27 protein-coding genes are annotated in these 24,801 nt (G+C 66.3%); 7 read left to right on the forward strand and 20 right to left on the reverse strand.

The window, feature by feature from the left end; translation table 11 throughout:
* Nucleotides 1–43: 43 nt before the first annotated feature.
* Nucleotides 44–739 carry a PspA/IM30 family protein gene (locus QO207_RS28395; protein WP_301535587.1) on the reverse strand — a complete coding sequence of 232 codons (696 nt, stop codon included), beginning with the start codon at nucleotides 737–739 and terminating at the stop codon, nucleotides 44–46.
* Nucleotides 740–753: 14 nt separating this feature from the next.
* The gene (locus tag QO207_RS28400; RefSeq protein WP_301535588.1) at nucleotides 754–1,374 is read right to left on the reverse strand and encodes a YjfI family protein; all 621 of its coding nucleotides are present in this window, start codon (nucleotides 1,372–1,374) and stop codon (nucleotides 754–756) included.
* A 326-nt stretch (nucleotides 1,375–1,700) separates the two neighbouring features.
* Here QO207_RS28400 and QO207_RS28405 point away from each other — a divergent pair, with 326 nt between their 5' ends.
* Nucleotides 1,701–2,900: a CaiB/BaiF CoA-transferase family protein gene (locus QO207_RS28405; RefSeq protein WP_301535589.1), complete on the forward strand. Its 1,200-nt coding sequence runs from the start codon at nucleotides 1,701–1,703 to the stop codon at nucleotides 2,898–2,900.
* Nucleotides 2,901–3,505: 605 nt separating this feature from the next.
* On the opposite strand, the gene QO207_RS28410 is transcribed toward QO207_RS28405, so the two are convergent.
* Nucleotides 3,506–4,192 (reverse strand): GntR family transcriptional regulator, encoded by a 687-nt coding sequence (locus tag QO207_RS28410; protein ID WP_301535590.1) that lies wholly within the window; start codon nucleotides 4,190–4,192, stop codon nucleotides 3,506–3,508.
* 72 nt (nucleotides 4,193–4,264) lie between these two features.
* Complete coding sequence (locus QO207_RS28415) at nucleotides 4,265–4,999, reverse strand: SDR family NAD(P)-dependent oxidoreductase (protein WP_184587509.1); 735 nt, start codon at nucleotides 4,997–4,999, stop codon at nucleotides 4,265–4,267.
* A gap of 332 nt (nucleotides 5,000–5,331) precedes the next feature.
* Between QO207_RS28415 and QO207_RS28420 the strand changes: the two genes are divergently transcribed.
* The 3 genes from QO207_RS28420 (at nucleotide 5,332) to QO207_RS28430 (ending at nucleotide 8,934) form a co-directional block, all read left to right on the forward strand.
* Nucleotides 5,332–6,360, forward strand: a complete 1,029-nt coding sequence (locus tag QO207_RS28420) for an ABC transporter substrate-binding protein (RefSeq protein WP_184587508.1) — start codon at nucleotides 5,332–5,334, stop codon at nucleotides 6,358–6,360.
* A 166-nt stretch (nucleotides 6,361–6,526) separates the two neighbouring features.
* Nucleotides 6,527–7,615, forward strand: coding sequence for a phosphotransferase (locus tag QO207_RS28425; RefSeq protein WP_301535591.1), 1,089 nt, complete (start codon nucleotides 6,527–6,529; stop codon nucleotides 7,613–7,615).
* Nucleotides 7,612–8,934, forward strand: coding sequence for an aspartate aminotransferase family protein (locus tag QO207_RS28430; protein ID WP_301535592.1), 1,323 nt, complete (start codon nucleotides 7,612–7,614; stop codon nucleotides 8,932–8,934). Before QO207_RS28425 ends, QO207_RS28430 begins: the two co-directional genes overlap by 4 nt.
* Before the next feature lie 77 nt (nucleotides 8,935–9,011).
* Here the strand turns inward: QO207_RS28430 and QO207_RS28435 are convergent, their stop codons facing one another.
* The 3 genes from QO207_RS28435 to QO207_RS28445 all read right to left on the reverse strand — a co-directional run bounded on the left by QO207_RS28435 (nucleotide 9,012) and on the right by QO207_RS28445 (nucleotide 11,007).
* Entirely contained in the window at nucleotides 9,012–9,470 is a 459-nt protein-coding gene (locus QO207_RS28435) for a sn-glycerol-3-phosphate transporter (RefSeq protein WP_301535593.1), read from the reverse strand.
* 14 nt (nucleotides 9,471–9,484) lie between these two features.
* Nucleotides 9,485–9,949 (reverse strand): glycine zipper 2TM domain-containing protein, encoded by a 465-nt coding sequence (locus QO207_RS28440; protein ID WP_301535594.1) that lies wholly within the window; start codon nucleotides 9,947–9,949, stop codon nucleotides 9,485–9,487.
* A 128-nt stretch (nucleotides 9,950–10,077) separates the two neighbouring features.
* On the reverse strand, nucleotides 10,078–11,007 hold the full coding sequence (locus QO207_RS28445) for a LysR family transcriptional regulator (RefSeq protein WP_301535595.1): 930 nt from the start codon (nucleotides 11,005–11,007) through the stop codon (nucleotides 10,078–10,080).
* 93 nt (nucleotides 11,008–11,100) lie between these two features.
* Here QO207_RS28445 and QO207_RS28450 point away from each other — a divergent pair, with 93 nt between their 5' ends.
* Nucleotides 11,101–11,700: a short chain dehydrogenase gene (locus QO207_RS28450; RefSeq protein ID WP_301535596.1), complete on the forward strand. Its 600-nt coding sequence runs from the start codon at nucleotides 11,101–11,103 to the stop codon at nucleotides 11,698–11,700.
* A 196-nt stretch (nucleotides 11,701–11,896) separates the two neighbouring features.
* Here QO207_RS28450 and QO207_RS28455 read toward each other — a convergent pair whose 3' ends face one another.
* A complete protein-coding gene (locus QO207_RS28455) occupies nucleotides 11,897–12,295 on the reverse strand; it encodes a DUF488 domain-containing protein (RefSeq protein WP_301535597.1) in 399 nt (132 codons plus the stop codon).
* A 76-nt stretch (nucleotides 12,296–12,371) separates the two neighbouring features.
* Between QO207_RS28455 and QO207_RS28460 the strand changes: the two genes are divergently transcribed.
* Nucleotides 12,372–13,040, forward strand: a complete 669-nt coding sequence (locus QO207_RS28460; protein ID WP_301535598.1) for a COG3650 family protein — start codon at nucleotides 12,372–12,374, stop codon at nucleotides 13,038–13,040.
* A gap of 345 nt (nucleotides 13,041–13,385) precedes the next feature.
* Here QO207_RS28460 and QO207_RS28465 read toward each other — a convergent pair whose 3' ends face one another.
* From QO207_RS28465 to QO207_RS28515, 11 genes are all read right to left on the reverse strand, one after another.
* Nucleotides 13,386–13,637 carry a hypothetical protein gene (locus QO207_RS28465; RefSeq protein ID WP_301535599.1) on the reverse strand — a complete coding sequence of 84 codons (252 nt, stop codon included), beginning with the start codon at nucleotides 13,635–13,637 and terminating at the stop codon, nucleotides 13,386–13,388.
* The gene (locus QO207_RS28470; protein ID WP_301535600.1) at nucleotides 13,634–14,338 is read right to left on the reverse strand and encodes an aspartate/glutamate racemase family protein; all 705 of its coding nucleotides are present in this window, start codon (nucleotides 14,336–14,338) and stop codon (nucleotides 13,634–13,636) included. The genes QO207_RS28465 and QO207_RS28470 overlap by 4 nt, the downstream gene beginning before the upstream one ends.
* A gap of 17 nt (nucleotides 14,339–14,355) precedes the next feature.
* Entirely contained in the window at nucleotides 14,356–15,456 is a 1,101-nt protein-coding gene (locus QO207_RS28475; protein WP_301535601.1) for a PLP-dependent cysteine synthase family protein, read from the reverse strand.
* Nucleotides 15,457–15,494: 38 nt separating this feature from the next.
* Nucleotides 15,495–16,400 (reverse strand): DMT family transporter, encoded by a 906-nt coding sequence (locus QO207_RS28480; RefSeq protein ID WP_301535602.1) that lies wholly within the window; start codon nucleotides 16,398–16,400, stop codon nucleotides 15,495–15,497.
* 530 nt (nucleotides 16,401–16,930) lie between these two features.
* Nucleotides 16,931–17,266 carry a Na+/H+ antiporter subunit G gene (locus QO207_RS28485; RefSeq protein ID WP_301535603.1) on the reverse strand — a complete coding sequence of 112 codons (336 nt, stop codon included), beginning with the start codon at nucleotides 17,264–17,266 and terminating at the stop codon, nucleotides 16,931–16,933.
* Nucleotides 17,263–17,532, reverse strand: a complete 270-nt coding sequence (locus tag QO207_RS28490) for a K+/H+ antiporter subunit F (protein ID WP_301535604.1) — start codon at nucleotides 17,530–17,532, stop codon at nucleotides 17,263–17,265. The genes QO207_RS28485 and QO207_RS28490 overlap by 4 nt, the downstream gene beginning before the upstream one ends.
* Nucleotides 17,517–18,017, reverse strand: a complete 501-nt coding sequence (locus QO207_RS28495) for a Na+/H+ antiporter subunit E (protein ID WP_253443531.1) — start codon at nucleotides 18,015–18,017, stop codon at nucleotides 17,517–17,519. Before QO207_RS28495 ends, QO207_RS28490 begins: the two co-directional genes overlap by 16 nt.
* Nucleotides 18,014–19,510, reverse strand: coding sequence for a monovalent cation/H+ antiporter subunit D (locus QO207_RS28500; protein ID WP_301535605.1), 1,497 nt, complete (start codon nucleotides 19,508–19,510; stop codon nucleotides 18,014–18,016). Before QO207_RS28500 ends, QO207_RS28495 begins: the two co-directional genes overlap by 4 nt.
* The gene (locus QO207_RS28505; protein WP_301535606.1) at nucleotides 19,507–19,839 is read right to left on the reverse strand and encodes a Na+/H+ antiporter subunit C; all 333 of its coding nucleotides are present in this window, start codon (nucleotides 19,837–19,839) and stop codon (nucleotides 19,507–19,509) included. The genes QO207_RS28500 and QO207_RS28505 overlap by 4 nt, the downstream gene beginning before the upstream one ends.
* A complete protein-coding gene (locus tag QO207_RS28510; protein ID WP_301535607.1) occupies nucleotides 19,839–22,652 on the reverse strand; it encodes a monovalent cation/H+ antiporter subunit A in 2,814 nt (937 codons plus the stop codon). The genes QO207_RS28505 and QO207_RS28510 overlap by 1 nt, the downstream gene beginning before the upstream one ends.
* A gap of 259 nt (nucleotides 22,653–22,911) precedes the next feature.
* Complete coding sequence (locus QO207_RS28515; RefSeq protein ID WP_301535608.1) at nucleotides 22,912–23,376, reverse strand: glycine zipper 2TM domain-containing protein; 465 nt, start codon at nucleotides 23,374–23,376, stop codon at nucleotides 22,912–22,914.
* A 194-nt stretch (nucleotides 23,377–23,570) separates the two neighbouring features.
* On the opposite strand from QO207_RS28515, the gene QO207_RS28520 reads away from it, so the two are divergent.
* The gene (locus QO207_RS28520) at nucleotides 23,571–23,807 is read left to right on the forward strand and encodes a hypothetical protein (RefSeq protein ID WP_301535609.1); all 237 of its coding nucleotides are present in this window, start codon (nucleotides 23,571–23,573) and stop codon (nucleotides 23,805–23,807) included.
* Here QO207_RS28520 and QO207_RS28525 read toward each other — a convergent pair.
* A partial coding sequence (locus QO207_RS28525; RefSeq protein ID WP_301535610.1) for a glycerate kinase occupies nucleotides 23,792–24,801 on the reverse strand: 1,010 nt, incomplete at its 5' end. The genes QO207_RS28520 and QO207_RS28525 overlap by 16 nt on opposite strands.

A 24,801-nucleotide genomic window follows, 5' to 3' on the forward strand; every position in this document is an offset into this window, starting at 1 on the left:
GCCGGGCGACGCCGTTCGGAGCCGCCCTGTAGAACGTGGTGAATCAGGCCTTGCCCTTGTCCTTCAGGCGCGCCAGCACGCTGTCGGCGCTGGTGCCTTGCGCGACGATGCCGGCCGCGCGCAGCTTGGCGTCGAGGTCGTCATCCGGGTTGCTGGTGGTGGCCAGCTCCGCGGCCGCCTCCATCTTCGCCGCGCGCTCGGCCTGCTGGCGCTTGATGCGCTCCAGCGATTCCACCGCGGTGTGCAGGCGGGTCTGCGAGCCGCTGTAGCGCTGGGCAACCGCCATCTGCGCCTTCTGCACGCTCTCGGTGGCTTTGACGGTATCCACCTGCTGTTTCAAGTGTTTGATGTTGCCTTCGGCCTGGCTCACCGACTTGCGCAGCTGGGCAACGCTGGCGGCGAACCCGCCGGCCTGCTCGCGCTCCACCGCCAGTTCGTTCTCCAGGTTGGCGATCTTTTCCGCCACTTCCTTGGCCAGGGATTCATTGCCCGATTCGAGGGCCTTCAGCGCGTAGCTCTCGTACTCGGCGACCTTGGCGGCGCACTTGGCAGCGCGTTCCTCGGCGAGTTTCTGCCGCGCCATGATCTCCGCCAGGGCTTCCTTGGACTTGCGCAGTTCCAGGTCCGCGTCGCGGATTTCCTGGTCGAGAATGCGCAGTGCCTGGCTGTCGACGATGGCTTCGCCGGCTTCGTTGACGCCGCCGCGCAGTGCGGTCAGCAGCTTGCTCCATACGTTCATGTGCGTCCTCCAGGTCAGGCCTGAGCCTTCAGGTAGCCTTCGTAGGCCTCGGTAGCCCTGATCACGTTGCCGGCCAGCGTCTCGATCTCGTACACCACGTTGGAGAGGATCGAGGCGGCGCTCAGCGCGCCGAACATGGTGTAGCAACGCTCGCCGTCGGGCAGCGTCTCCAGGCCGATGCTCGACAGCGGGAACAGCCGGCGGCTGAGCAGCACTTCCTCGTTGAAAGCGGCCAGGTCGGTCACGTCGCTCTGCGGCCAGAGCAGCGCCTCGACGATGATCTGCTCGCCATGCAGGGCGACGAACAGCGGCAGGTCGCCGAATTCGTGCATGACCACGTGCAGGCTCGGCTCGGCGCCTTCGAGCAGCTCGATGCTGGCCTCGCCGCGGGTGAACAGCTCCGTCGCGGCCAGGGCCTCGCCGAGGGCTCGCGCATTCCAGATCTGAGGCATTTCCATGTCCCCCTCCTTTTCCAGATTGACCGGCCCCGGCTGGGGCTGGCGCAGCTTGCGTTCAACCGCCAGGAGCGCGTGGGCGTGCTCCGGCAGTATCCAGACTTCCTTCTTGACCAGGCCCTGATCGCGCAATCGCTGGCGAAACAGGCGCTGGTAGTGCGCTGAACTTTTGCTTTCCATGGGTACACCATAGAACATCACATGTAACACCGCAACTCATCACATGTGATGTTTTCGACAAACATTTCGGACGCACAGGAGCAAGCCCGAGCCAGGGCCCGAGGGACACGAAAAAGGGAAAAGTGGGGGCCTACGAAGACTCCATCCCTGGTGGTCGTGCACGCGCTTTCCTTAGCGGGACCGATTAAGCCCTGTGCAGCCGCCCAGGTAAAGGCGCCAGCGACGGGGCGTTGGGCTGAATCACAAAAATCCCGCCACGGGGACCTGATATCCCCGGGAGCAATGCTCTAGGCTAGGCAGGATTTTCCCTGCCTCACGGATGCGCCATGGACACCCCAGCCAAACCCCTCGCCGGCCTCAAGGTCATCGAACTCGGCACCCTGATCGCCGGCCCCTTCGCCTCGCGCCTGTGCGCAGAGTTCGGCGCCGAGGTGATCAAGGTCGAATCGCCCGATGGCGGCGACCCGCTGCGCAAGTGGCGCAAGCTCTACGAGGGCACCTCGCTGTGGTGGTTCGTGCAGGCGCGCAACAAGCGCTCGCTGACCCTGAACCTCAAGCACGAGTCCGGCCGCGAGGTGCTGAAGAAATTGCTGGCCGAGGCCGACATCCTCATCGAGAACTTCCGCCCCGGCGTGCTGGAGAAGCTCGGCCTGGGCTGGGACGTGATCCACGCGCTGAACCCGAAGCTGGTGATGGTGCGCCTGTCCGGCTTCGGCCAGAGCGGCCCCTACAAGGACCAGCCGGGCTTCGGCGCGGTGGGCGAGTCCATGGGCGGGCTGCGCTACATCACCGGCTTCGAGGACCGCCCGCCGGTGCGCACCGGCATCTCCATCGGCGACTCCATCGCCGCGCTGTGGGGCGTGATCGGCGCACTGATGGCGCTGCGGCACCGTGAGGTGAATGGCGGCGCCGGCCAGGTGGTGGACGTGGCGCTCTATGAGGCGGTGTTCGCCATGATGGAATCCATGGTCCCGGAGTTCGACGTGTTCGGCTTCATCCGCGAACGCAGCGGCAACATCATGCCCGGCATCACCCCCTCCTCCGTGCACACCACCGCCGACGGCAAGCATGTGCAGATTGCCGCCAACGGCGACGCCATCTTCCGCCGCTTCATGACCGCCATCGGCCGCCTCGACCTCGCCGAGGACCCGACCCTCGCCAGCAACGACGGCCGCGACGCACGCCGCGACGAGCTGTACGGCATCATCGATCGCTGGGCACGCTCCGAATCGCTGGATACCGTGCTGAAGGTACTCAATGAAGCCGAGGTGCCGGCCAGCCGCATCTTCTCCGCCGAGGACATGTTCGCCGACCCGCAATTCCTCGCTCGGGAGATGTTCCTCTCGGCCAAGCTGCCGGACGGCAAATCCTTCCGCATGCCGGGGATCGTCCCCAAACTCTCCGACACCCCCGGCAGCGCCGAATGGATCGGGCCGAAGCTGGGTGAGCATACGGATGAGGTGCTGGGCGGGCTGGGTTACGACGCCGCGGCCATCGCGGCGCTGCGCAAGGATGGCGCGGTCTGATCTTTTTGCTTTTGTAGGACTGAGGGGGCGCCCAGTCCTTGCTCGCCAACGATCTCACGGGGTAACTCGGAGCAATGCGGTTCGCGAGCAAGCTCGCTCCTACAGTCTGCCCGGATGGCCGGCTGTATTGCATGGCAGAGAAGTACGCCGCGCGGGAATTCGCGGACAAGGTCCGCTCCTACGAAAAGCACACCGTGCGGCACTGGCACTGGCACTGGCACTGGCACTGGCACTGGCACTTTGAGACTTCCAGAGAATATCCGCACGCGCCGAATGCCCCGTTCAGGAGGCCTCGTTGAAGCGGAGTTTCAGGGGTTGAGCGACATGGATGTCGCGAGAGCTGCGATGGGCCAGGGACGGCCCTTCGCAGCGTGCCCCTGAAACTTCGCTTCAACGAGGGTATTTTTCGCCCCAAGCGAAAAACCGGATGTCCGGGGCAAGACCTTTGCCTACTTTGGGTGGGGCGGCCATCCGTCGTTTGCCAAAGTAGGTCGCCCGAGGGGGCGAAACCACAGAGCCAGCGCGCACGCCGACGCGACGCAGAAACACCCAACCCCAAAGCAGGAAGGTAGCGGGCATGCCCCGCTCCCAAAAAGCAATAAGGCTCAGCCCGCTTCCTGCTCCGGCTCCTCAGTCTGAGCAATGAACTCCAGCATCTTCTCGCTGCCATCCAGCAGGTCGGCGTGAATGGCCTCGCGGGCCGCAGCGCCGTTGCGTTCACGCAGGGCACGCAGGACGTCCCAGTGGTGCTCGATGGCCATGCGCTCATTGAAGTCGGCATAGGCCTGGGCAATCAGCGGGCCGGTGCGCATCCACAGGCTGTCGAGGAAGGCGCGCAGCAGCGGCATGCCGGCGATGTCGGCGAGGGCGAAGTGGAAGGCCTGGTTGAGCTTGAGCGCCAGCACCATGTCATCGGCATGGATCGCATCAAGATTCTCGCGGATGTTGGCTTCCAGCTCGTCCAGTTGCTCGTCGCTGGCGCGGGCGGCAGCGGTCTCGGCGGCCAGGCCTTCGAGCGCCACGCGGATGCTGCGGATTTCAAGATACTGCTCGCGACTGAGCAGCGGCACACGGATGTCGCGCGGTGTCTTGAGCACCAGCGCCTGCTCCTTGGCCAGCTGCAGGATGGCGTCGCGCACCGGGGTGACGCTGGTGCCCAGTTGCTGGGCCAGGTCACGGATGCGCAGGCGGTCGTCCGGCTTGAAGCGGCCGGTGACCAGCGCCTCGCGCAGCAGCGCGTAGACGCCGCTGCCAAGATAGGAGTGATTCAGGCCTTCGATCGGGTAGTTCATCGCTTTCTCATCGCGTGCTGCAGCATTTCCGGCGCGCATGATGCGGACTGGGCGCGCCGGATGCCAGCAGGATCACACATGCTGGCCGCCGTTGACGTGGATTTCCGCGCCGTTCACGTAGGACGCGCCGCTGGTGCAGAGGAAGTGGATCAGCGAGGCGACCTCCTCCGGCTTGCCCAGGCGGTGCATGGGAATGTCGCGCTCGACGATCAGCTCGGTGCCCGACGAGAGAATCGCCGTGTCGATCTCTCCTGGCGCGATGGCGTTGACGCGCACGCCGTGCGGGCCGAAGTCGTGGGCCATTTCGCGGGTCAGCGCCGCCAGCGCGGCCTTCGAGCAGGCATAGGCGGCACCGGCGAACGGGTGCACGCGGGAACCGGCAATCGAGGTGACGTTGATCACCGAGCCTTTGGCCGCCTTCAGCTCGTCAAACAGCCCGCGCGCCAGCAGGGCGGTGGAGAAAAGGTTGACGTTGAACACCTTGAGCCAGGTGGCGTAGTCGCTGCCCAGCACACCCAGGCGCTCGCCTTCCGGCCCCTTGGGTGAGATGCCGGCGTTGTTCACCAGCGCATGCAGGGAGCCGCCGAGTTTCTCGCGGATCAGCGGCAGGTTGGCCTGCACGCTGTCGATGTCTTCCAGGTCCAGGTGAATGTGGTTGATCAGCCCTTCGGCCCAGGGGCATTCGGCGCTCCAGTCCTGGCGCGAGGCGGTGAACACGCGCCAGCCGGCGGCATTGAAGTGCTTCACCGTGGCGTGGCCGATGCCGCGGCTGGCGCCGGTGAGCAGCAGGGTGCGAGTCTGGTTCATGGTCTTCCCTCTTTGATCTGAGCCGCTGTCTGCACCCTCGATCGGGGCGCGCGATCTATGAACATCCGTGAAGCCTTGGCGCCAATAAAAACATGATGCATCATGTTTTGGAAGGTGTTTTAATCGGCTCAGCTTGGTCCTACAACGAGCTATCCGAACAACAACAAGAAACGGAGCACATTCCCATGATCGACCACACCCGTTCCGCCCGTTCTTCTCCCTGACGTCCGAGGGCGTGCCAGCCGGCCTTCCAGCTTGGTCCGGCGCAGCGCCCCACTCTTGAAGCTGCCCTCTTATTCATGGGCCGGATTGGCCCGCTCAGGAGTCATCGCATGTTCAAGAAAGCCATAGCACTGATGATGCTGGCCGGCGGCGCCGCCCAGCTCCACGCCGAGACGCTGACCGTGGTGTCCTTCGGTGGAGACAACAAGGTGGCCCAGGAAAAGGCCTTCTACAAACCCTTCGAGCAGCAGGCCAAGGTCACCGTCCAGGGCGCCGAGTACAACGGCGAGATGGCCAAGATCAAGGTCATGGCCGACACCGGCAAGACCAGCTGGGACGTGGTCGAGGTGGAATCCCCGGAACTGATGCGCGGTTGCAGCGAAGGCCTGTTCGAACAGCTCGACTGGTCGAAGCTGGGCAAGCGCGAGGACTTCCTCGACGCCGCCGTCAGCGATTGCGGCGTGGGCATCTTCATCTGGTCCACGGTGCTCACCTACGACGCCAAGAAACTCGCCAGCGCGCCCAGCGGCTGGGCCGATTTCTGGGACGTGAAGAAATTCCCCGGCAAGCGCGGCCTGCGCCGTGGCGCCAAGTTCACCCTGGAATTCGCCCTGGAAGCCGACGGCGTGAAACAGGCCGACCTGTACAAGGTGCTGGGCACCAAGGAAGGCGTGGACCGCGCGTTCAAGAAGCTCGACGAGATCAAGCCTTATATCCAGTGGTGGGAAGCCGGTGCGCAACCGCTGCAGTGGCTGGCCGCCGGTGACGTGGTGATGACCAGCGCCTACAACGGCCGCGTCGCCACCGCGCAGAAGGAAGGCCGCGACTTCGCCATGCAGTGGAACGGCAGCATCTACGACCTGGACCACTGGGCCATCGTCAAGGGCAGCCCGAAGAAGGAACTCTCCGAGCAGTTCATCGCGCTGGCCAACATGCCCGAGCACCAGAAGGTCTTCGCCGAGAGCATCCCCTACGGCCCGACCAACAAGAACACCATCCCGCTGATCGACCCGGCCATCGCGCCGAAGCTGCCCACCGCGCCGCAGAACCTGGAGAACGCGCGCGCCATGGACACCGAGTTCTGGATCGACCACGGCGAGGAACTGGAACAACGCTTCAACGCCTGGGCGAGCAAGTAACCCGCGCGCTCCCGCCCGGCCCTGCGCCGGGCGGGAACATCCGCCCCGCTGCAATACCGCCGGACCTGCTGAAACCCGTTGTACCCGCTGAACCCTGCTGGCCCCGTTGAACCCTGCTGGACCTGATATCTCTGCTGGACCCGTTATCTTTGCTGGAGAAGTACCCGTGCCCCTCAATACCGCGCCCGTCCACGACCACCTGCTGGAAGCGGCACCCGCCAAGGTGAGCGACGCCCAGGCCGCCGCCATCGCCGAGGAGTACTTCGGCCAGCGCGGCACGCTGCACCGCCTTGCCGGTGAACGCGACCTGAACTTCCACATCGCCCACGGCCATGGCGACGACCGCCTGCTGAAGCTCTCGCACCCGCTGGAAGACCGCCAGGTAGTGGACTTCCAGACCCGCGCCCTGCTGCGCATCGAGGAGCTCGACCCGACCCTGGCCGTGCAGCGCCTCTACCCGTCGCTCAACGGCGACTACCAGATTCCGCTGGAAGTCGACGGCCAGCCGATGATTGCCCGGCTGTTCTCCTTCGTCGACGGCGTGCCCCTGCACCGCGTGCCCCAGCGCAGCCGCGCACTGCGCGAGAACCTCGGTGACGACCTGGCCCGCCTGGGCCTCGCGCTCAAGGGCTTCGAACACCCGGCCGCCACCGACCACGAACTGCTCTGGGACCTCAAGCACGCTTCGCGCCTGCGCAACCTGCTGCCCTACATCGAGGACCGCGAGCAACGCGCGCTGGTCGAGCGCTTCCTCGACAACTTCGAGCGCCACGCCCTGCCCCGCCAGGCCACGCTGCGCGCCCAGGTCATCCACAACGACCTCAACCCGCACAACGTCATCGTCGACGCGCAGCACCCGGACCGCGTGCGCAACATCCTCGACTTCGGCGACATGGTGCATGCCCCGCTGATCAACGACCTCGGTGTCGCCGCCGCCTACCAGGTGGGCGAACCGGACGCGCCGCTGGCCACCGCCTGCGAGATGATCGCCGCCTACCACCGGCGCTGCCCGCTGCTGGCCGAAGAGCAGGAAATCCTCGCCGACCTGATCGCCACGCGGCTGCTCATGACCCTGAGCATCACCGCCTGGCGCGCCAGCCTGCACCCCGAGAACCGTGACTACATCCTGCGCAACACCGGCCACGCCTGGCAGGCCCTGCAGGGCCTGGCCAACCTGAGCCGGGAACAGGCCCAGGAGCAGATCGTTGCCGCCTGCAACGCCCCCCGCGCGAATCAACAGGAGCCCCGCCCATGACCATGCCCAACGGATTCAGCGCCGCCGACGCGCAGCGCCTGAGCGAACAGGAACGCAGCCTGATCGAGCGCCGAGCGCGCCTGCTCGGCCCGGCCTACCGGCTGTTCTACGAGCGCCCGCTGCACACCGTGCGCGGCGAGGGTGTGTGGCTCTACGACAACCAGGGCAACCGCTACCTCGACGCCTACAACAACGTCGCCTCCATCGGCCACTGCCACCCGCGCGTGGTACAGGCCATCGCCAGCCAGGCGGCGGTGCTGAACACCCATACCCGATACCTGCAGGAAGGCATCCTCGACTACGCCGAGGACCTGCTCTCCACCTTCCCTGCCGGCCTCGATCAGGTGATGTTCACCTGCACCGGCAGCGAGGCCAACGACCTCGCCCTGCGCATCGCCCGCCAGTACACCGGCGGCACCGGGGTGATCATCACCCGCTTCGCCTACCACGGCGTCACCGGCAGCATCTCCGAGCTGTCGCCGTCCCTCGGCGCCGGCATTACCCTGCCCGCTCACGCCCGTACCGTGCGTGCGCCGGATGCGTACCGGCTGGGCGCGGAGAACGTCGGCAAGCTGTTCGCCGACGACGTGCGCGCCGCCATCGCCGACCTGCGCGCCCATGGCATCAAGCCGGCCGCGCTGCTGCTCGACGGCATCTTCGCCAGCGACGGCGTACTGGCCGACCCCGCCGGCTTCCTCGCCGAAGCGGTGAAGGTCGCCCAGGACGAGGGCCTGCTCTACATCGCCGACGAAGTGCAGAGCGGCTTCGCCCGCACCGGCGCCAGCATGTGGGGCTTCCAGCGTCACGGCGTGCAGCCGGACCTGGTCACCCTCGGCAAGCCCATGGGCAACGGCCAGCCCATTGCCGGCGTGGTGGTGCGCCCGGAAATCCTCGAAAGCTTCGGCCGCGAGGTGCGCTACTTCAACACCTTCGGCGGCAACCCGGTGTCCTGCGCGGCCGGCCAGGCGGTGCTCGACGTGATCCGCGACGAACACCTGCAGGAACGCTCCCAGCGCATCGGCGACTTCCTCGCCGAAGGCATCCGCCAGCTGGCAGGCCAGCATGAACTGATCGGCGACGTGCGCGGCGCCGGGCTGTTCCTCGGTGTCGAACTGGTGACCGACCGCAACGCCAAGACCCCGGCCGCCAGCCAGACCCGCCAGGTGGTCAACGGCATGCGCGAGCGCGGCGTGCTGATCAGCGCAGCGGGGCCCATGGAGAACATCCTGAAGATTCGTCCGCTGCTGGCTTTCGAACAGGAACATGCCGAGCTGTTCATCGACTGCCTGGACAAGGCACTGAAGGACGTTACCGCCTGACATTTCCGCCCTTCAGAAACGACGCGGGCCGCGATGAACACTCATCGCGGCCCGTTGCATTTCGGCTGGAGGAAGAATCAGAAGCGCAGCCCGACGTTGACCATGGCGGCGGATGCTCCCAGCACCACGAACTCGGCGCCGACCGGCCCCAGGTGCGCCCCCACCGACGGGATGATCGCCGGCGCCACGCCGTAGCGGTTCAGTGGGATCTTGTCGCGGTAGTCGCCGCGATAACCTTGCAGCGCACCGCCGGTGACCTTGGCGTAGAACGGCGTGCCTTCCCAGTCGAAGCGCTTGCCGCCGTAGACGTAGTTGGAGCGCTGGCTGAACGAGTTCTTGAAGGTCGCGCCGCCCCAGACCCAGCCGTCGGCGCGGTTGCGCTCCAGGCCAATCAGTTCCTGATGGTTGTTGTGCTCCGGGTCGTGGTTCCAGTGGGTGGTGTAGACGCTGGTCTGCAGGTACCAGAACCCCCCGTCGTCGGCCATGGCGGAGCCACAGCCGAGCAGGACCAGCGCAGCAATCAGCAGGCGGCGCATGGGGCGTCCTCCGTTCAGATGGTGACGCGGCTGGCGCCGTTGACGGTCATGATGCGGACGCGGTCGCCGATGCGGAACTGCTGGTTCGCATCCACCGCCTGAACATAGGCGCGGGTGCCGCCGTCATCCTCGCGGACGACGATTTCGACGCCCTGGGTGCGGGTGATGCCCTCTTCCACCGCCGAGCCCGCTGCGCCGCCAGCGACGCCGCCGAGGATGGTGGTAATGGCCTTGCCACGACCGCCGCCGATGGAGCTGCCGGCGATGCCGCCGACTGCCGCGCCGGCCAGGGTACCGATGGGCGTCTTGGTGCCTTCGATCTGCACCGGGCGCAGGGACTCGATGGTACCCATGCGCACGTTCTGCACGGCGCGGGCGTCGGCGCGGGAGTAGGAAGAACCCGACAGGTTGGAAGCGCAGCCGCTCAGCAGAGCGGCGCTGGTGAACAGGGCAGTCAGCAGCAGAGTGGAACGGTTCATGGCGGTTACCTCGGAAGGCTCTCAAAAGTGATGGTGAAAGCCTAACGATCAGTCCCTGAACTCCCCCTGAACCCTCTCTGAACCATCGCTGAACGAAGCTGAACGACGAATGAAATTTCTGAAGGCCGTCAGCCTTCCAGTGCGACCAACTGCATCCGACTGCGCTCAAACCAGCGCAGCAGGTAGTCCGCCAGCAACTGCGTGCGGCGCGGCAGACGGCCCTGGTAGGGGTGGATGAGGAACACCGGCTGGGTCCGGGTCTGATAGTCACGCAGCAGCCAGACCAGGCTGCCTTCAGCCAATTCCTGCTGAATCATGTAGGACGGCAGTCGGCTGATGCCTGCACCCGCCAGTGCAGCCTTCTTCAGCAGGGTGTAGTGGTTGCTCGCCAGCAGGCCGTTCACCGTCACCCGGAACAGTTCGTGGTGACGCTGGTAGAGCCAGACGTCGCTGTCCTGGTAATGGGTGTTCTGCAGGCAGGAATGTCCGGCCAGCTCTGCCGGTACCTCAGGCACGCCGTGTTCGGCCAGGTAGGCCGGCGTGGCGCAGGTCAGCTCCTGCAGCGCGAACAGCGGCCGCGCCACCAGGCGCTCGTCCACCGCCAGGCTGCCGGAGCGGATCGCCAGGTCGAAACCGTCGGCCATCAGGTCGCGGCGATCGTTGGACAGGTCCAGCTCCAGGCGGATGTCCGGGTACTGCCGGGAAAACTCCATCAGCCAGGCATCGAAGAAGGTCTCGCCCAGCGACACCGGCACGCTCAGCCGGACCTTGCCCTGGGCTTCCTCCTGCAGCGCCAGCACCGCCTGCCGCGCCCGCGCGGCCTGGGCGTTGAGTGCCTGGGCCTCGGGCAACAGCGCGGCCCCCGCAGCGGTCAGCGACAGGCGTCTAGTCGTGCGATGCACCAGCGTCGCGCCCAGCGCCTGCTCCAGCGCGGAAATCCGCTTGGACAGCTGACCCTTGCTGCAGCCGAGCCTCTCCGCCGCGCGGGTGAAGCTGCCGCATTCGAGCAGCACGGCGAAGGCGGAAAGGTCTTCGAGGTCGCTGGTGATTGTTTCCATATGAAAACCAAAGGTTGTTGATTGGCATGATTATCTAAACAGGAGACCACTCTACTCTGTAGCTGTCTTCAGCCAAATCCCTTTGGAGCCTTCATGAAAATCATCCTGATCGGTGCCAGCGGCACCCTCGGCCAGGCCGTCGCCAACGAGTTGGGCCAGCGCCACGAGATCATCCGCGTCGGCCGCAGCAGCGGCGACTACCGCGTGGACATCACTGACAGCGCCTCGATCCGCGCGCTGTTCGAGCAGGTCGGCAGCTTCGACGCGCTGATCAGCGCCGCCGGCAAGGTGCACTTCGGTGCGCTGGCGGATATGGGCGAAAAGGAAATGGCGGTAGGCCTGAAGGACAAGCTGATGGGCCAGGTGAACCTGGTGCTGATCGGCAGCCAGTACGCCAACGACGGCGCCTCCTTCACCCTCACCTCCGGCATTCTCACCGAACAGCCCATTGTGCTGGGCAGCTCGGCCAGCCTGGTCAACGGCGCGGTGGAAGGCTTCGTGCGCAGCGCCGCCCTGGAACTGCCGCGCGGCCAGCGAATCAACGCGGTGAGCCCGAACGTGCTGGTGGAGTCGATGGAGGGCTACGGTCCGTTCTTCCGCGGCTTCAAGCCGGTGCCGGCCGCCGACGCTGCCCTGGGCTTCGCCCGCAGCGTGGAAGGCAAGCAGAGCGGACAGGTCTACAAGATCTGGTAACGAGATGTCCTCGTAGAGCGCATAACCTGGAACAGGTTATGCGCCGGCCCTGTTGCGGCGGATAACGCTGACGCGTTATTCGCCCTACGATTCTGCTGACAATGCGGCGCCATCCTTCGGTTCGCGAGCAAGCTCGCTCCTACGAAAAGCGCAGCACGCCGGGACCTGTAGGAGCGAGCTTGCTCGCGAACAGCCCCTACTCGGTCTTGCCGGCATAGCACACCGGGGAACTCCCCTCGCCCTGCTTCTCCAGCTCGTCTTCGAGGAACTCCGCCAGCACCTGGGCGTTGTTGTGTTCCTCGTCCTTGGCCGCGTAGAGCAGCGTCAGCGTGCCCTTGCGCGCCAGGTCCAGCAGGCCCATCCAGTGTTCCGGGTGGGCGTTCAGCTCGCCGTGATAGGCCTTGCGGAAATCCTCGAACAGACTCGAGTCGTGGTGGAATCGCTGGCGCAGTTCGTTGGATGGCGAAGCATCCTTGGCCCACTGGTCCATGTGCAGGTCCTCCTTGCGGATTCCCCTCGGCCACAGGCGGTCCACCAGCACCCGCTGGCCGTCCTCCTTCGCGGGTGCCTCGTACGCACGCTTGCAACGAATCATCCGAAATCCTCCTCGTCGGCTTGAGGTGACCGGCTTCGCTGGGTAACGTGGGCGCACTTTCGAGGGAGCCCGTTCCATGCGATCCAGCCGTTTCATTCTGTTCAGCCTGCTGCCCCTGTTCGCCGCCTGCCAGGTGTGGACGCCGAACAAGACCGATATTAACGCCTCCACCCGTCTGCAGGGCGAACTGACCCGCCAGGATGGCCAGCTGGTGTTCCGCAGCTGCACCGAGCAGCGCCGCTTCAGCATCGAGGACACCGGCAACACCGGCCTGCCCCGCGACGCGCTGGAGATGTTCAACGATGGCGCCACCTCGCTGTTCGCCGACCTACGCGGCAGCTTCAGCGGCAGCTCCGCCCAGGGCACCGACGGCAAGCTGGAGGTAGCCAAGGTGCTGCGCCTGCAGAACGAGGGCGCCGGCTGCGACGACCCGAACTTCAAGCGTGCCGTGGTCCGTGCACACGGCAACGAGCCGGGCTGGAGCGTGCTGGTGAACAGCCAGGGCATGCTGATCGAGCAGCCGGGCAAGGAATCCCTGGTCCTGCCCTACATCGCCGAAGGCGTGCCCGACGGCAGCACCAGCTACTCCAGCGAAGCCAACGGCGAGAAGGTCGAGCTGTGGGTTGCGCCCTCGCGCTGCCAGGACAGCATGAGCGGCGCCCTGAGCAACCTCTCCGCCGAGCTGCGGCTGAATGACAAGGTCGTGCGCGGTTGTGCCTATCCGGGCGGCTCCAGCGGCGATTGATCGCCTCCCGCTGCGAACTTCCCTGCAACGTAGGAGCGGACTCCGTCCGCGATCGATATCCGGCGCGATTCGGACCCATCGCGGACAGAGTCCGCTCCTACGCAACCGCAAACCGCAAACCGCAAACCGCAAACCGCAAACCGCAAACCAGACCGTAGGGCGCATAACCTGGAACAGGTTATCCACCAAACCCGTCGAGGCGAATAACGCTGGCGCGTTATTCGCCCTACGCAAACGCAAAGCATCGGAGCGAGCCAGTTGGATTCGCGGACAAGGTCCGCTCCTACGAAGAGCGGACCGTAGGGCGAATAACCTGGAACAGGTTATCCGCCGGCTCTGGCAGCGTCAGACCAGCAACCCCGCCGCCTTCAGCCGCGCCTTGAGCGCTGCGAAATCCTCGGCGTATTCCCAGTAAGCCAGCCGGCCATCGCTGGCGGTCACCAGCACGTACTTCTCGCTGATCGACTGGATGCGCTCGATACGCACCAGCTTCTCGACGAAGTCCGGATCGGAGACCTGCTCGATCACCTCGCGGTTGTGCTCGTCGTAGCCGTGCACGATAAACGCCGCGCGCACCTTCAGGCTGATGAAGCTCATGCGCGTTCTCCCTGGACCGCGGCGTCAGCTGCATGCAGCGCGTGCAGTGCGGTGGTATCGAACAGCGGCACGGAGGCGTCCGCCGGGCCGACCAGCAGCGAAATCTCCGTGCAACCGAGAATGACCGCCTCGGCGCCCTGCTCCACCAGCGCGGCGATGATGCGCCGGTACTCTTCCCGCGATTCATCCCGAATCTGCCCCAGGCACAATTCCTCGTAGATGATCCGGTGCACGACCTGGCGGTCGGCTTCGCTCGGCGTCAGTACCTTGAGCCCGAACTTGTCCACCAGGCGATCCTTGTAGAACGCCTGCTCCATGGTGAAGCGCGTGCCCAGCAGGCCGACGCTGGCCACGCCCGCCGCGCGGATCGCCTCGGCGGTCGGGTCGGCGATGTGCAGCAGCGGGATGTCCACCGCCGCCTCGATGGCCGGCGCCACCTTGTGCATGGTGTTGGTACAGAGCACGAGGAAATCTGCGCCCGCCGCCTTCAGCGCACGGGCCGCGTCAGCCAGCACACGGCCGGCGGCGTCCCAGTCGCCGGCGTGCTGCAGGCGCTCGATCTCGTGGAAGTCCACGCTGTACAGCGCGACCTTCGCCGAGTGCAGGCCGCCCAGGCGCTCCTTGATGCGTTCGTTGATCTGCCGGTAGTAGGGAATGGTCGATTCCCAGCTCATGCCGCCGATCAGGCCGATGGTCTTCATGCTTCCCTCCAAGTGAATCACTCCAGTCCGATACAGGGCAGATCGCCGGGCAGCGCCGCTCCGTGCTCGGCGCACTGGCGCACGGCCTCGATCAGCGGATCGAGGTCGAAGCCCTGGGAAATCAGCCACAGCGGGTTGTAATAGCTGGTCTCGTAGCGCTCGCCGCTGTCGCAGATGAGCGCCACCACCGAGCCGCTCTCGCGCCGCGCCACCATCTGCCGCGCCACCAGCAGCGCGCCGATCAGGTTGGTGCCGCTGGAGCCGCCGACATGCCGGCCCAGGCGCCGCGCCAGGTAGTGCATGGCCGCCAGCGACAGGTCGTCCGGCACCTTGCAGCAGGCGTCGAGCACATTGGGCAGGAAGGATGCTTCCACCCGCGGGCGGCCGATGCCTTCGATGCGCGAGCCGTAGCTCAGGGTCAGGTCGCGGTCGCCGGTCTTGTACGAATCGAAGAACACCGAACGTTCCGCGTCGGCGCAGAGCACGCGGGTGTCATGCCGGCGGTAGCGGGCGAAGCGCCCCAGGGTCGCCAGGGTGCCGCCGGTGCCGGGGCTGGAGACCAGCCAGGCCGGCTCGGGGAAACGCTCGTGGCGCATCTGCTGGAAGATCGATTCGGCGATGTTGTTGTTGGCCCGCCAGTCGGTGGCGCGCTCGGCGTAGGTGAACTGGTCCATGAAGTGGCCGCCGGTTTCCTTCGCCAGCCGTTCGGACTCGGCGTAGATCTGCGTCGGGTCGTCCACCAGGTGTGACTGGCCGCCGTAGAAGGCGATCTGCGCGATCTTCTCCTTCGAGGTGCTGGCCGGCACCACGGCAATGAACGGCAGGCCGAGCAGCCGGGCGAAGTAGGCCTCGGAAATCGCCGTCGAGCCGCTGGACGCCTCGATCACTGGCGCGCCCGGCTTCAGCCAGCCGTTGCACAGCGCATAGAGGAACAGCGAGCGCGCCAGGCGGTGCTTGAGGCTGCCGGTGGGGTGGCTCGACTCGTCCTTGAAGTACAGGTCCACACCCGGCAGGCCGGGCATCTCCAGGGGGATCAGGTGGGTATCGGCGCTGCGCTGGAAATCCGCCTCGATGATGCGGATCGCCTCGCGGGTCCAGTTGCGTTCCTGGGTGGCCATCGTTTGGTTCTCCTGGCAGGGCAAGCGGTTCAATGGGTTCAGTCCAGCACACCGGCGGGCGTTGTGGGCGGCGCGCTGCGCCACTGGCTGAGGGCGACGCCGACGAATACCAGGCCGGCGGCCAGCGCCTGCTGGCCGCTGAGCACCTCGCCCAGCAGCAGCGCGGCGAAGATCAGGGTGAACACCGGGATCAGGTTGATGAAGCCGGTCGCCTGGCTCGCCGGCAGGCGGCTGACGCCGAAGTTGTACAGGCCATAGGCGCCGACGGTCACCACGCTGCCCAGGTAGACCAGGGCGAACCAGCCGGTCGGGCCGGGCGCCGCCGGCAGCCCCGACGTCGCCAGCGCCAGCGGCAGGAAGAACAGCGAACCGATGAACGCCTGCATGGCGGTGAGGATGAACGGCGAGTAGCGCGCCGACAGATGCTTGAGCAACAGGGTGTAGCCGGTGGCGCAGAGCATCGCCAGCAGTTCGTAGAAATTGCCCAGCAGCGGGTTCGGCGCATGGCGGTCCGGCTCGCTGGCCAGGGTCAGCCAGAGCGAGCCGAGCACCGCCAGGCCGAAGCCCAGCCAGGTGTTGCGGGCGATCTTCTCGTGCAGCAGGAAGAATGCACCGACCGCCACCAGCAGCGGCAGCAGCGCGGTGATCATCCCGGCCTGCGCCGCGCTGGTCTGCTGCAGCGCCAGGGACTCGAAGATGAAGTACAGGCAGGGCTCGCAGGCGGCCAGCGCCAGCAGCCACTTCCAGTCGCCGGCGCGGTAGTCGATGCGCCCGCGCCAGCGCCAGGCGGCGAGGAAGATCAGGCTGCCCAGCGCCATACGGGCGAAGATCACCCACATGGCCGGCATTTCCTGGAAGGCGAATTTCAGCGCAATGAAGGAACTGCCCCAGAGCGCCATGGCCAGCACCAGGCACGCGAGGGCGAACGGCCGGGATTGCTGCACGGGACGCTCCAGTCAAAAGGTCCCCGGAGTATAGGAGGCGCGTGCTTGCGGCCGACAGGTACAGAATCGTGGGGAAACTGTATGGGCGGCGCGGCTTTTGTGTAGGAGCGAGCTCGCTCGCGAACAAACTCACCGGCGACTCCGGCGCCAGGGCGGTTCGCGAGCAAGCTCGCTCCTACGAAGAGCCCACTCCACACACCGATCCGGCTTTGGCTCTTGAGGACTTCCAGAGAAATATCCGCGCACGCCAATTGCCCCGTTCAGGAGGCCTCGTTGAATTGGAGTTTCAGGGGTTGAGCGACATGGATGTCGCGAGAGCGCTGTCGGGCCATGGATGGCCCGTCAGCGCGTGCCCCTGAAACTTCAATTCAACGAGGGAATTTTTCGCCTAAGCGAAAAACCGGATGTCCGGGGCAAGACCTTTGCCTACTTTGGGGCGTTTGCCAAAGTAGGTCGCCCGAGGGGGCGAAACCACTGAGTCCGCGCGCACGCCGACGCGACGCAGAACTCCCAATCTGGAAGCGTCGAAATCAGTCCCAGGGCTTCCCCTTGGTCCCCCGCTCCACCGGCACCCGCTGCTGCATCGCCGCCTTGGCCAGCAGATGCGCACTCACCGGCGCAGTGATGAACAGGAACACGGTGATCAGCACTTCATGCAGGCTGACACCCTCACCACGGGTGCTGAAGTACAGCAGCGACGCCAACACCACACCGCCCACCCCCAGGGTCGAAGCCTTGGTCGGCGCGTGCAGGCGCGTATAGAAGTCCGGCAGCCGGTACAGGCCGATAGCACCGAGCAGGGCAAACAAGCTCCCGGCCAGCAACAACAGGCAGACCAGCGCTTCCACGATCATGTCGCCACTCATTCGATGATGTCTCCGCGCAGCAGGAACTTGCACAGCGCCACGGTGCTGACGAAACCCATCACCGCGATCAGCAGCGCCGCCTCGAAGTACAGGCCGCTGCCCTTCCAGATTCCGAACAGCATAATCAGCGCAATGGCCTCCACAGACAGGGTGTCCAGCGCGAGGATACGGTCCGCCACCGACGGTCCGCGAATCAGCCGCGCCACGGTGAGCAGCACGGCGAGGCCCAGCAGCGCCAGGCAGATCGGGATCACGATGCCGAGCATGCAAACACCTCCTTCAACGGCGCCTCATAGCGCGCCTTGATGTCCGCCACCAGCGCCTGCGGGTCCGGTACATCAATGCCGTGGACCAGCAGTGTGCGGCGGTCGGCGGAGAGGTCGGCAGAACAGGTGCCCGGAGTCAGGGTGATGACGCTGGCGAGGATGCTGATGGCCAGGTCATCGGTCAGCTCCAGGGGAATCTCGACGAAGCCCGGTTGCAGGTTGGCCTTCGGCCCCAGCACCAGTTTCGCCACCTGCAGGTTGGCCACGACTATGTCGTAGAGCACCAGCCCGATGAAGCGCAGCAACAGGCCCGGCCGCTGGATGCGCGGCGCGGCCAGCAGCAGGTTGCGGCACAGCAGCGGGATGCTCAGGCCGAGGAAGGCGCCGAGCAGCCAGTGGCCGAGGGAGAAATCGTTGACCAGCAGCAGCCAGCTCAGCAGCAGCACGCCGCTGAGCAACGGGTGCGGAAGGATGCGCCGGATCATGCGCCACCTCCCAGCAGGATCGCCTGGCGGTACAGCCCGGCATCCAGCAGCTGCGTCGCGGTGGCCTGTGCATAAGTGATCAGCGGCCGCGCAGCGACCACCATCAGCGGTGCACTGGCCAGCAGGCCGAAGCACGCCAGCATCTTCAGCGGTTCGCGATTGGCGCTGCCCAGCACGCTGAGGCCCGTGCGCCAGAACAGCGTGCTGCCGGCGCGGCTCAGGGCGACTATGGTCACCAGCCCGCTGACCAGCACCACGCTCCACAGCGCGATGGCTTCGCTGCCGCCGCTCACCGAGCGCAGCAGCATCAGCTTGCCGAGGAAGCCCGACAGCGGCGGCAATCCGGCAACCGCGATGGCGCCAAAGAAGAACGCGCCGCCGAGCAGATGCGGTTGCAGCAGCGCCGGCCCCTGCACCAGTCGGCCGCCCTTTTCGCCGCGCTGGCGAGCAATCAGGTCGGCCAGCAGGAACAGGCCACCGGCCACCCAGATGCTGTGCAGCAGGTAGTAGAGCGTGGCGGACAGCGCCTCCGGCGTACCCAGGGCGATGGCTGCCAGCAGTGTGCCGGCGGAGACCACCACCAGGTAGGACAGCAGGCCTTGCAGCGTGGTCGCCGCCAGCGCGCCCAGCGCACCGGCGACGATGCCGGCCAGAGCCAGCGGCCACAGCCAGGCTTGCGCCAGGTTCGCCAGCTCACCGGCCTGCTCGCCGAAGATCAGCGTGTAGACCCGCAGGATCGAGTAGATGCCGACCTTGGTCATGATCGAGAACAGCGCCGCCACCGGCGCGCTGGCCTCGGCATAGGCCTTGGGCAGCCAGAAGTACAACGGCAGCAGCGCGGCCTTGAGGCCGAACACCACCAGCAGCAGCAATGCCGCCGCGCGCACCAGCGGCGCCTGCTCGGCGCTCAGCTGCGCCACGCGCTCGGCCATGTGCGCCATGTTCAGGGTGCCGGTGATGCCGTAGAGCGTGCCCACCGCGAGGAGGAAGAACGCCGAGCCGACGAGGTTGAGCACCACATAGTGCACGCCCGCGCGCACCCGCCCTACCCCGCCGCCATGCAGCAACAGCGCGTAGGAGGCGATCAGCAGGATCTCGAAGAACACGAAGAGGTTGAACAGATCGCCGGTGAGAAACGCCCCGTTCAGCCCCAGCAGCTGAAACTGGAATAACGCGTGGAAGCGCTTGCCGCGCCGGTCATCGCCACGTACCGCGTAGATCAGCGACAGGCTGGCGAGCAGCGCAGTGGCCGCGATCAGCAACGCACTGAGGCGGTCCAGCACCAGGATGATGCCGAACGGCGGCTGCCAGTTGCCCAGCGCGTAGAACTGCACCACGCCGCTGTCGGCCTGTTGCAGCAGCACGGCGGAAAGCGGCAGCAGCGCCAGGGTCGCGAGCAGCGACAGGCCACGCTGCAGGCGCTCGCCCACGAGCAGTAGCGCGCAACCGGCGAACAGCGGCAGCAGGACCGGAAGGATCAGCCAGTGGTTCATCGAGCGTCCTCCCCCTCGCCGCCATCGACATGGTCGCCGCCGGTATCCGCCAGCCCGCGCAGGGCCAGCACGATGACGAAGGCGGTCATGGCGAAGCCGATGACGATGGCGGTCAGCACCAACGCTTGGGGGATCGGGTCGCCGGCATTGGCGACCTGACCGATCACCGCCGGATCGCCGGCCAGCCGGCCCATGGCGAAGAGGAACAGGTTGACCGCGTAGGACAGCAGGGTCAGCCCCAGCACCACCGGGAAGGTGCGCGCGCGCAGCAGCAGGTAGACACCGCTGGCGGTCAGCAGGCCGAGGGCGATGGCGAACAACGCTTCCATCAATGCGCCTCCTTGGTCAGCGGCTCTCTTGGCTCTAACGAGGGGGGCGGTGCCGTGACAGAACCGAGGCCCGAGAGGATCAGCAGCGTCGCACCAACCACGGTGAAGTACACACCCAGGTCGAAGAGCATGGCGGTGGCCAGTTCAATGTCGCCCACCAGCGGAATGTGGAAGTGGCCGAACGCCGAGGTGAGGAACGGGAAGCCGAAGAACCACGCGCCCAGCCCGGTCAGCCCGGCGATCAGCACGCCGAGGCCGGCGAGACGGCTGTAGTCCAGCGGCAGGCGCGTGCTCACCCAGCGGCTGCCGCAGGCGATGTACTGGAGGATCAGCGCCACCGAGGTGATCAGCCCGGCGATGAAGCCGCCGCCCGGCAGGTTGTGGCCGCGCAGGAAGATGAATACCGAGACCAGCAGCGCCAGCGGCAACAGCAGGCGCGACAAGGTGGCGAGGATCGGCGGGAAGCGGTCCTTCGCCCAGGCGCGGCCTTCGTCGTCAGTCTCGCGGCGCAGCAGGCGCAGGCCGTCGAGCAGCGCGAAGATTCCGACGGCGGCAATTGCCAGCACGGTGATCTCGCCGAGGGTATCGAAGCCACGGAAGTCCACCAGGATCACGTTCACCACGTTGTGCCCGCCACCACCGGAGACACTGTTCTCCAGGTAGTAGCCGGCGATGCTGTCGTAAGGGCGGGTGAGCACGGCGTAGGCCAGCAGCGTGACCATCACCCCGGCACCGATGGCGATCACGAAGTCGCGCAGACGGCGCAGGCTGCTGGAGGTCTTCGGCGTGCGCGCCGGCAGGTAGTACAGCGCCAGCATCAGCAGGACCATGGTCACCACTTCCACCGACAGTTGCGTCAGTGCGAGGTCCGGTGCGGCGAAACGGGCGAAGGCCAGTGCCACCAGCAGACCGGCGATGCTGAGGATCACCAGCGCGGTGAGGCGCTGGCGATGGAACCAGACGGTGAGCGGCCCGGCGATGGCCAGCAGGACCAGGCCCAGGGCGGTGATGCCATCCAGCGGGGTCTGCGCACGGTCGCCCTCGATAGCGGGCAGCGGTGCGAGGCCGGCGAACACCACCACCACGGCGGCCAGCACCAGCAGCATGGCGTAGCGCTGCAACGAGCCGTTCTCCAGGTAGCCGGTCACGCGCGCAGCGAAGCGCACCACACGCTGAACCTGCTGCTCGAACACCAGCTTGGCGTCCACCGCCGGCAACCCGGCGTACCAGTCGAACAGCGGCTTGCGCAGCACGTAGAGCAGCACGCCGCCAGCCGTCGCGACAAAGCTCATCGCCAGCGGTGCGTTGAAGCCGTGCCAGATCGCCAGGCTGTATTCGGGCAGCGCGCCATTCAGGCTCGATGCGGCAGCGCCGGCCAGCAACGGGCCGACGATAACCCCTGGCATGACGCCCACCAGCAGGCAGATCAGCACGAGGATTTCCACCGGCACCTTCATGTAGCGCGGCGGCTCGTGGGGGTGCGGGTTGGGCAGGTTGATCGGCTCGCCGTTGAAGAACACGTCGTGGATGAAGCGCACCGAGTAGCTCACCGAGAACAGCGCGCCGACGGTGGCCAGCGCCGGGATCAGCCAGTTGAAGCTGCCCATCATGTTCTGCGCCAGGGTCTCGCCGAAGAACATTTCCTTGCTGAGGAAGCCGTTGAGCAGCGGCACGCCGGCCATGGACGCCGACGCCACCATCGCCAGCACGGCGGTGTGCGGCATGTACTTCCACATGCCATTGATGCGGCGCATGTCGCGGCTGCCGGTCTCGTGGTCGATGATCCCGGCGGCCATGAACAGCGAAGCCTTGAAGGTGGCGTGGTTGATGATGTGGAAGATCGCCGCGACGTTGGCCATGGGCGAATCCAGGCCGAACAGCAGGGTGATCAGGCCCAGGTGGCTGATGGTCGAGTAGGCCAGCAGGCCCTTGAGGTCGTTCTGGAACAGCGCCATGAAGGCGCCCATCAGCAGGGTCGCAAGGCCGGTCAGGCTGACCAGGTAGAACCACAGGTCGTTGCCCGACAGCAGCGGGTACAGGCGCGCCAGCAGGAACACACCGGCCTTCACCATGGTCGCCGAGTGCAGGTAGGCCGACACCGGCGTCGGCGCCGCCATCGCATGGGGCAGCCAGAAGTGGAACGGGAACTGCGCGGACTTGGTGAACACGCCCAGCAGCACCAGGCACAGCGCCAGCGGGAACAGCGGGCTGGCCTGCAGCACCTCGCGCGCGCCGAGCACCGTGGAAAGCTCGAAGCTGCCGACCACATGGCCGATCAGCAGGATGCCGGCGAGCAGCGCCAGGCCACCGCCACCGGTCACCGCCAGGGCCATGCGCGCGCCCTTGCGCGCATCCGAGCGATGGCCCCAGAAGCCGATCAGCAGGAACGACGACAGGCTGGTCAGCTCCCAGAACACCAGCATCAGCAACAGGTTTTCGCTCAGCACCACGCCGAGCATGGCGCCCATGAACAGCAGCAGGAAGGCGAAGAAGCGCCCGGCGGGTTCCTTCTCGGACAGGTAATAGCGGGCGTAGAGAATCACCAGCAGGCCGATGCCGAGAATCAGCAGGGCGAACAGGAAGCCCAGGCCGTCCAGGCGCAGGCTGAGGTTCAGGCCCAGCTCCGGCAACCACTCCAGGCGCTGCACCTGCGGCTCGCCGCCGAGCACCGAGCGCTGGCCCAGCAGCACGATCAGCCCGGCCAGCGGCACCAGGCCGGTAGCGGTGGCGCAGGCAGTACGGCCGAAACGCTCGGCCAGCAGCGGCAGCAATACCCCGAAGAAAGGCAGCGCGATGATCAGCGCCAGCGTCATGACCCACTCCTTTTCACCGCCGGACGGTGCTCAGAAAGGCAACCCCGCGCACAGGCGACCGGCTTGCAAAGGCGACGATTATCCATATCTATCGATTACGCGTCATGGATTGAATTATTACGAAATTGCAAGCTTGGGCCGCGCCCGCAGGGGGCCGCAGCGGATTTTCCTGTCCCCCAAACGATAGCGCGCGACAGTCGAAACGACTGCCGCGCGCTGGGTTTCGCTGGCTGCCACGCTAAGGGCAGCCTGTAGCCGGTCAGTGGGCGACGCGGCTGGTACCGTTGACGGTGAGGATGCGCACGCGCTCGCCAACGCGGAACACGGCACCTTCGTCGACCTGCTGGACGTAGGCGCGGGTGCTGCCGTCGTCTTCGCGAACGGTGATTTCCACGCCCTGGGTACGGGTCAGGCCTTCTTCGGTGGCTGCACCGAGCAGGCCGCCGGCCACGGCGCCGATGATGGCGGTGACATAGCTGCCCTTGCCGCCGCCGATGGCGCTGCCGCCGATACCGCCAACGGCGGCGCCGGCAACCGAGCCGATGGGAGTCTTGGTGCCTTCGATCTTCACGGGACGCAGGGCCTGGATGGTACCCATGCGCACGTTCTGCACGGTACGTGCTTCTTCACGGGTATAGGTGTCGCCGGTCAGGCTGGACTGGCAGCCACCGAGGGTCATGGCCACGGCAGCGAACGTGATGGCGATCAGGGCAGTTTTACGCATTAGGGAACCTCCGAGTAGGGCTACGACTATTAGACTCCGACGGCAGCCCGCCTGTCACGCCAGGTCATGAAACAGGCTGATCTCGATTCAGCTTTCGTACAGTTTGTGCCAGTTCGTCGGAAAACGCCTGCCCTGGCTCAGTTTTTCATGCCTCGCGATGGAGTAGCCTCCGGGCTGCAGAAGGAGCATCGCCAATGGACTATTTCATCATCGTCGTCACCACCGCCGCCGGCCTGTATTTCCACTGGTGGATCTACTGGCGCATCCGCCGCTGGATGGACCGCGACCTGGCGCTGTCGCTGGCCGGCGATGACCCGCAGAAACGTATCTATCTGTTGCAGCGCCTGGCCGACGCCAAGCGCGACAAGGTCAAGCGCCGCGACCTGCCCGACTGGCTGCAGCGCGCCGCCGACGACTACCGCGCCGCCTGAGCCAGCGACCAGAAGCGCGCCAGGGCCTCGGCGCGATTCTCCAGCTCGGCAGCCGCCCGCGCACAGGCATCGGCCAGGGTGATCGGCCCTGGCGTCAGGCTGAACGCTGCTTCGATTCCCACCTCGCGCAACTCGGCCAGCCCCTCGCCGACGCTACCCGCCAGCGCAATCACCGGCACACCCGCGCGGCGGGAGACGTGAGCGACACCCACCGGCGTCTTGCCATGCAGGCTCTGGCCGTCCAGCCGCCCTTCCCCGGTGATCACCAGCGAGGCGCCGTCCAGCGCCGGTTCCAGTTCAGACAACTCGGCAATCAGCTCGATACCCGGACGGAAACGCGCCTTGAGGAAGGCCCGGCAAGCGAAGCCCAGGCCGCCCGCCGCGCCGACGCCGGGGAACAGGCTGTGATCCTGGCCGAGGGCCAGTGCCGCGACTTCGGCAAAGCGCTTGAGTGCGGCGTCCAGTTGCTGCACCTGCGCCGGGTTGGCGCCCTTCTGCGGGCCGAACACAGCCGAAGCGCCATGGGGGCCGCAAAGGGGATTGTTGACGTCGGCAGCTACTTCCACCTCGACCTCCCCCAGGCGCGAATCGAGGTTCGACAGGTCGATGCGCGCAAGCTCCGCGAGCTGCGCGCCGCCAGCGCCCAGCTCGTTGCCCTGTCCGTCGACAAAGCTCACGCCCAGTGCCTGCAACAGCCCCAGCCCGCCGTCATTGGTGGCGCTGCCGCCCAGGCCGACGATGATCTTCTTCGCTCCCGCATCCAGCGCTTCGTGGATCAGCTCGCCAGTACCGCGGCTGGTGGTGCGCGTAGCGTCGCGCTGGCCTTCGGGCACCCAGTGCAGACCACTGGCGGCGGCCATCTCGATGACGGCCGTGGCGTCGTCCAGCCAGCCCCAGTGGGCTTTCACTGGTTGCTCCAGCGGCCCGCAGACATCCAGCTCGCGACGTTCGCCGGGGCGCGCCGCCAGCACCGCATCCACCGTGCCTTCGCCAC

The organism is Pseudomonas sp. CAN1, assembly GCF_030462585.1.
Classification (GTDB): domain Bacteria; phylum Pseudomonadota; class Gammaproteobacteria; order Pseudomonadales; family Pseudomonadaceae; genus Pseudomonas.